The organism is Burkholderia sp. ABCPW 14 (assembly GCF_001523835.1).
Classification (GTDB): domain Bacteria; phylum Pseudomonadota; class Gammaproteobacteria; order Burkholderiales; family Burkholderiaceae; genus Burkholderia; species Burkholderia mayonis.
The window spans coordinates 1-6,703 of record NZ_LOVS01000041.1 but is presented as its reverse complement, the minus strand read 5'-3'; the positions used below and the strand labels follow the sequence as shown (position 1 = coordinate 6,703).

The 6,703-nt window shown below is 71.7% G+C and carries 4 protein-coding genes and 3 pseudogenes; 1 reads left to right on the top strand and 6 read right to left on the bottom strand.

Annotated elements, in window-relative coordinates; all coding sequences use genetic code 11:
- On the top strand, positions 1 to 172 hold a 172-nt coding region (locus WS62_RS32715), incomplete at its 5' end, for a PAAR domain-containing protein (protein ID WP_197422767.1).
- 109 nt (positions 173 to 281) lie between these two features.
- Here the strand turns inward: WS62_RS32715 and WS62_RS05790 are convergent.
- From WS62_RS05790 to WS62_RS35985, 6 genes and pseudogenes are all read right to left on the bottom strand, one after another.
- Complete coding sequence (locus tag WS62_RS05790; RefSeq protein WP_226383248.1) at positions 282 to 533, bottom strand: hypothetical protein; 252 nt, start codon at positions 531 to 533, stop codon at positions 282 to 284.
- A gap of 165 nt (positions 534 to 698) precedes the next feature.
- Positions 699 to 817: pseudogene (locus WS62_RS37915) on the bottom strand (LysR family transcriptional regulator); the annotation flags it as partial.
- Between the two features lie 128 nt (positions 818 to 945).
- Complete coding sequence (locus tag WS62_RS05785; RefSeq protein WP_156440875.1) at positions 946 to 1,140, bottom strand: hypothetical protein; 195 nt, start codon at positions 1,138 to 1,140, stop codon at positions 946 to 948.
- A gap of 31 nt (positions 1,141 to 1,171) precedes the next feature.
- The gene (locus tag WS62_RS05780; RefSeq protein ID WP_231748202.1) at positions 1,172 to 1,315 is read right to left on the bottom strand and encodes a hypothetical protein; all 144 of its coding nucleotides are present in this window, start codon (positions 1,313 to 1,315) and stop codon (positions 1,172 to 1,174) included.
- A gap of 245 nt (positions 1,316 to 1,560) precedes the next feature.
- A pseudogene (locus WS62_RS37910) lies at positions 1,561 to 6,508 on the bottom strand (Lhr family helicase); the annotation flags it as partial.
- Positions 6,509 to 6,512: 4 nt separating this feature from the next.
- Positions 6,513 to 6,703: pseudogene (locus tag WS62_RS35985) on the bottom strand (IS110 family transposase); the annotation flags it as partial.

Sequence of the window (6,703 nt, the reverse complement as noted above, 5' to 3'; positions counted from 1 at the left end):
GGCCTGTGTCGGCGATCGCTGCACCTGTCCGATGAACGGCCACGATCATTGCGTGATCGCGGAGGGCGACGAGAATGTCCGCATTGATGGCCGCGCGGTTGCGTTCGACGGCCACCGGACGTCTTGCTGCGCGACGCTCATCTCCTCGATTCCAACGTCCGGCCGTACTTAATGCAGGATGCCGACGAAAAGAAGAGCCGGCAGCGGCCGGCAGCGCCCATCGACGAAGGCGGTGAACCGAATTGCCGCCGGTGTTCACCACGTCCGCCGTCGGCGTTCCGTTATGCACGCTCCTTGCGCGCTTGCGCCACAGTCATCCAGCAAAGCACTGCCGCCGCGAGCCACGCGCACGCGAAGAACAACTCGAGATTCTGCAGGTTCTGAAAATTCTCCACGTTCTGATATCGGCATGTCAGATGCGCTCGAAACGGAACGCAGCCCGTCTGGTTGTTGTGGAAAAACGTGAACAGGTGATAAAAACCCACGACCGTGAAAGCCAGGGCGATTAGTGAGAATTTTCTGGTTTTGCTCATCGCGGGTGTCGTTGATCGAAGCGGCGTCAGATTACTCTTTATCGGACCGGCGAGGAAGCGGATCGGTGGACGCGCCGTCTGTCGCGAGCGGCGCGCGGCCGGCGGCGCTCGCCGCCGATTCGCATCGAAGCCGCGCGACGCCGTTTCATTCGCGGATCGAGCCGCCTATTTTCGCGCGGCCCAGTCGCGAACCGCCTGCGCGAGCAGCCGCAGCGCGGTCGGCGGATGGCGGTTGGCCGGATAGTAGGGGCACAGGCCCGGAACGAAGGGCTCCACTCCGGCAGATCAGCGTGCCCAGCGCGCCGGCGACCCACGGATGGCGACCGGCCAGGACGGCGAAGCGGCTGGTCCGGGATGCGGGCGATCACGATGCGAGGTTCTTGTACCGAGTTGGGGAGGGGCCGCGCCGGGCTCACGGATTCGGCCGCCAGAACCGGCCGACGAGACCGAGCGACCGCTCGCGCTCGTCGCGTCGCAGGAACGTGAACGAATTGAATCCGAAACGGCGCGCGGCACGGGATGCGGGTGTCTTCGACCATGCGTCCGCCATGCGCTTCGGCAACTCGCGGATCGACAGCAGCGTATCGACGACGATGCCGGCGCGCATGTCGAGCGTCTCGACTGCGCGCAGGACCCGGTTATTGCGGAACGACAAACGCCTGACGGAAAACGATGCCGTTCGGCGTGCTCGGGGCGGTGAAGGAGGCCGGCGTCCCGATCTTGCCGACGACGACGGTTCCCTTGAACGTCGCCGGGCCGCTCCAGTCGACGCCGGCGGTCATCAGCGTGTTGGGGCCGTCGGCGAGATACGGCGTCAGGTCGACTTGATCCGCATGCGGCGTCGACGTCGCGAGTGCGGCGAAGCGGCGGCCGTATCGGTGGCGGGGCGCGCGTCGGCGTTGGGCCGAACGTCGCGGCTCACGCGTGTCGCGTCGTCGAGGCAGTCGCGTGCGTCATCGATGCCGCGCGAGCCTCGCGCGCGCGTCGTCCTGCTCGACGGCGTCGAGTTCGCGCGCGTAGACGAACTGTCCGCCGACGAGCGACGCGATCGGCACGCCGTCGCGGAACAGGATCCGGTTGCCCGCGAGCGCGGGCACGCGGTCGCCCGGCAGCAGCGTGCCTGTCAGATTGAGCGGATCGGCGCCGCTCACGCACAGCATCAGCCCTTCGGCCGGCCGGCGGCGGAGGTCGCGCAGGATCGGGATCGCGTCGGGCAGCGCGAACTGCTCGCCCGCGAGGCCCGAGACGAAGCGGCCGCCGCGGATCTCGCCGCGCGCCTCGAGCCGCCGATAGACGGGCAGCAGCTCGCGCCAGCTCGGCATCCATTCGGCTTCGCACGCGAGGATTCGCCAGAACACGACGCCGTAGCGGCGCAAGAGCGTCCGCGCGATGTGCTCGAGCGCGGCCGGCGCGATTGTATGGCGGCCCGTCGGCGGCGGTGCGGCGCGCATCGCGCGCGCCACGCGCGCCACGCGCGCGTCGCCGAGCGCGACGGTGTCCGGATTGTCGGGATGGCGAGCGTCGCCGCTGCCGCTGCTGTTCTCGACGTCTTCGAGCGCGCCTTCGAACGCGTTTTCGTCGTCGCCGAAATCGGCGCGAGTCAGCGGCAGCCGTTGGACGAGCGCCCAGCGTCCCGCGTCGTCCATCCCGCCGATCAGCGCGCCGCCGCGCCGCGTGCGCGACGACCGGTGCGCGCTGCGCTGCGCGGCCGGCTTGATCAGCGCGCGCAGGCCCGCGAAGCTGTCCGCGTTGACGAGGCCCGCCGCGACGAGCTCGCCGAGCGCGCGCTCGAGCTCGACGGGCAACAGGCGCGCGTGCGCGATCAGCTCGTCGAAGAACATCGCGCCGTACGCGGCGAGCGTCGCGCGCACGCGCTCGGCGCGCGCCGACAGCGCCGGTTGCGCGGCCGGATCGCGCAGCGCCTGCCAGACGGCGAGCTCGCGGCGCGGCAGCAGCACGACGGGCGTCGTCTTCACGGGCACGCTCGCGGCCTTCGCCGGCGCGCCGAGCCGCGCCCACGCGAGCTTGCCGGCGCGGCACGGCTCGTCGAGGCCGCCCGTCACGTAGTCGGCGAGCCGCGCGGGCAGCAACTCGTCTTCCCATGCGCTCGCGGCTGCCTCGAAGCCTTCGAGCTGATGGACGACCGATGCGAGCGCATCCACGCCCATCCCGCGCGTGTCGGGTGCGATGCGCTGCCAGTGGAACAGGAAGCGCATGAAGTCCGCGAGCTCGACGGGCTCGATCTCGCGCCGCAGCCGCTTCACCGTGTAGCGGTGGATGCGCGCGAGCAGATGCCGCTCGCACCATTCGTCGTCGCGCGCGCCCGGCGTGAAGCGGCCGCGCATCGCGTAGCCTTCGCGCTCGAGGGCGGCGAGCGCGATTGAGACCGACGACGCGGGCAGCGCGAGCGGCGCCGCGAGCGCGTCGGCCGTCAGCGGCCCGAAGCCCGTGAGCCGCGCGCGGATCACGTCGACGAGCGCCGCGTCGGGCGCCCACGGCGCGTCGAAGCCGGGCGGCGGCGCGAGCGCGGCGTCGCCGCCGTATAGCGCGCGCATGCACGCGACGCGCTCGGCGGGTATCCACAGTCCGCGGCCGTCCGCGAGCGCGAGCCGGGCGGCGCGCTTGCGGGCCGCGAGCCGCTCGGCGCACGTGCGCCAGCCGTCGTTCGCGTCGATTTCGCCGTCGGACACACATGCGAGGCCGACGAGCGCGTCGTGCATCTCGTCGTCGTCGCGCACGAGCGGCCAGGCCTCGTCGCGCACCGAATCGATCGCGCCCGCGTCGAGCGCGCCGAGATCGTCGGCGGATGCCGGATCGCTCCATCGCCGCGCGAGCACGGCCTGCGTGCGGCGCTCCTCGAGCGGCGCGTCGTCGAGGAACGCGTACGGCTTCGCGTTGAGGATCTCGGCCGCGAGCGGCGACGGCGCGGGCAAATCGCGCGCGACGAGCGCGACGCCGCCCGACTCGATCCGCCGCAGCAGCGCGAGCCAGCCTTCGGTGTCCATCGCTTCGTGCAGGCAGTCGTCGAGCGTCTGGTCGACGAGCGGGTGCTTCGGCACTTCGCGCTCGCCGACGATGTTCTCCGCGCACGCGACCTGATCGGGGAACACGGTCGCGAGCAGATCGTCGCTCTTCATCCGCTGCAACTGCGGCGCGACCTTGCGGCCGCCCGCGAAGCGCGGTAGCGCGAGCGAGGTCGTCGCGTTCCAGCGCCAGCGCGCATTGAAGAGCGGCGCGTCGAGGAGCGCCTGGATCAGCACGTGCTCGGCGCTCGCCGAGCGCAGATAGCGCCAGACTTCGTCGAGCGCGAAACTGTGCGCGAGCGACAGCGAGAGGATCAGCGCGTCGTCGGTCGCGGCCGCCTGCAACTCGAAGTTGAACGTGCGGCAAAAGCGCTTGCGCAGCGCGAGGCCCCACGCGCGGTTGATCCGGCTGCCGAACGGCGAGTGGATCACGAGCTGCATGCCGCCCGATTCGTCGAAGAAGCGCTCCATCACGAGCGTGTCCTGCGTCGGCAGCGCGCCGAGCGCCGCGCGGGCGCGCGCGAGGTAGTCGGCGATCTGTCGCGCGGCTGCGGCGTCGAGGCCGAGCTCGCCCGTCAGCCACGCGAGCACGGGCGCGAGTCGGCGCGGTTCGGGGGCGGCTTCGGACGGCGCGGTGTCGATGGATGCGGTGGCGGATCGCGACGCGGCGGCCGGAGCGGCTGGAACGGCTGGAGCGGGGAGGCGGGCGCCGGTGCGGCTGAGCGATGTATTGTCGTCCGCGGCGGCGACTGGCCTGCCGCCTTGCGCGAACGGGGCGACCTCGCCGTCGCGGGCAGGCGGCGTGCCTGCGTCGGCGGATGACGCGGCGCGCGTGGCGGCAGCAGCGGCTTTATCGGGCGGCGTCGAGCCGGTTTCCGCGCGCGGCCGCACGCGGGTTCGAGACGTTGGCGAATCGGCGCGCGCGAGCGGCGCATCGCGTCGCGCGCTCGCCGTCGTGCGTGAGGCTGGCGGCGCATTCGTCCGAGTATTCCGCGCGTTGTCGCCCGTGCGCGAAACGCGGCCGATCTCGACCGCCGCGCCGACGCTCTCCGCACCGACGCTCTCCGCCCCGACGCTCTCCGCCCCGACGCTCTCCGCCCCGACATCGTCCATATCCGCGCCATCGTGCGCGCCGCGCGCGTCTCCGCGCGCCAGCAGCGCGTCGACATGCGCGCGCAGCCGCGCGACGCCCGCCGACAGCTCGTCGCTGCGCGCGGGCGCCTCGCCGAGCCAGAACGGGATGTTCGGCGCCTGCCCATGCGCATCCTCCACGCGCACGCGCCCCGTCTCGATCCGGATGATCCGGTACGACTGGTTGCCGAGCTGGAACACGTCGCCCGCGAGGCTCTCGACCGCGAAATCCTCGTTGACGGTGCCGATGTTTACGCCTTGCGGCTCGAGCAGCACCGCGTAGTCGGCGTTGTCGGGAATCGTGCCGCCCGACGTGACGGCCGCGAGCCGCGCGCCGCGCCGCCCGCGCACCGTGTGCGAAACGACGTCGCGATGCAGGTACGCGGCGCGCGCGCCGCGCCGGCTCGTGAAGCCTTCGGCGAGCATCGTCAGCACGCCGTCGAACTGCTCGCGCGAAAGCGCCGCGTACGGCGCGGCCTGCGTCATGCAGCGATAGAGCGCGTCCTCGTCCCACTCGCGGCACGCAACCTCGGCGACGAGCTGCTGCGCGAGCACGTCGAGCGGCGCGTGCGGGATTCGCAGCAGGTCGAGCTCGCCGCGCCGCACGCAGTCGAGGAGCGCCGCGCATTCGACGAGCTCGTCGCGCGACAGCGCAAAGAGCCGCCCCTTCGGCACGCCGCCGACGCGGTGCCCGGAGCGCCCGACGCGCTGCAAGAACGGCGCGATTCCGCGCGGCGAGCCGAGCTGGCAGACGAGATCGACGTCGCCGATGTCGATCCCCAGCTCGAGCGACGCGGTCGCGACGAGCAGCTTCAGCTTGCCGTGCTTCAAGCGCTGCTCGGCGTCGAGGCGATGCGCCTTCGCGAGGCTGCCGTGATGCGCGGCGATCGCGTCCGCGCCCAGGCGGTCGGCGAGATGGCGCGCGGCGCGCTCGGCCATCCGGCGCGTGTTGACGAACACGAGCGTCGTCCGGTGTGCGGCCGCAAGCTCGGCGATCCGGTCGTAGAGGCGCTCCCACACGTCGTTCGCCATCACTGGGCCGAGCGGCACGGGCGGCAATTCGAGCGCGAGGTCGCGCGTGCGCGTGTGGCCCGTGTCGACGATCGCGCAGTCGAGCGGCGCGTCGTCGCGGCCGCCGACGAGAAAGCGCGCGACCGCCTCGACCGGCTTTTGCGTCGCGGACAGCCCGATCCTCGGCAGCCTGCGGCCGGCGAGCGCGTCGAGCCGCTCGAGCGACAGCGCGAGATGGCTGCCGCGCTTGTTGTTCGCGAGCGCGTGGATTTCGTCGACGATCACGGTGCGCGTGCTCGCGAGCATCTGCCGGCCCGATTCGGACGACAGCAGCACGTACAGCGATTCCGGGGTCGTGACGAGAATGTGCGGCGCGTGCTTGCGGTGCGCGACGCGCTCGGCCTGCGTCGTGTCGCCCGTGCGGACCGCGGTGCGAATCTGCGGCGCCGGCAGCCCGCGCCTTGCGATCTCGGCGGCGATGCCCCCGAGCGGCGCTTCGAGGTTCACGTGGATGTCGTTCGACAGCGCCTTCAGCGGCGATACGTAGACGACGAGCGTTTCGTCCGGCAGCGCGCCGTCGTGCGCGAGCGCATCGCGCACCAGATCGTCGAGCGCGGACAGGAATGCGGTGAGCGTCTTGCCGGAGCCCGTCGGCGCGGCGACGAGCGTCGAGCGGCCGGCCTTGATGTGCGGCCATGCGAGCGCCTGCGCGCCGGTCGGCGCGGCGAAGGTATCGGAGAACCAGGCGGCGACGACGGGGTGGAACGCGTCGAGCGCGCCGGCGGCGGGGCGGGGGGGGCCCCTATGTTGTTCGTCAAGCGTTAGGGGCTGACTTGGGTTGGTAAATGGTGCCGTCGCGCAGCATGGCGAACAGGACGTCGCAGCGTCGCCGAGCCAGTGCGATGAGCGCTTGGTTGTGGCGCTTGCCTTGCTGGATCTTGCGCGAGTAATAGGCCCGTGAGACTGGGTCTCGTAAGGCAGCGAAGGCGGAGAGGAACAAGGCGC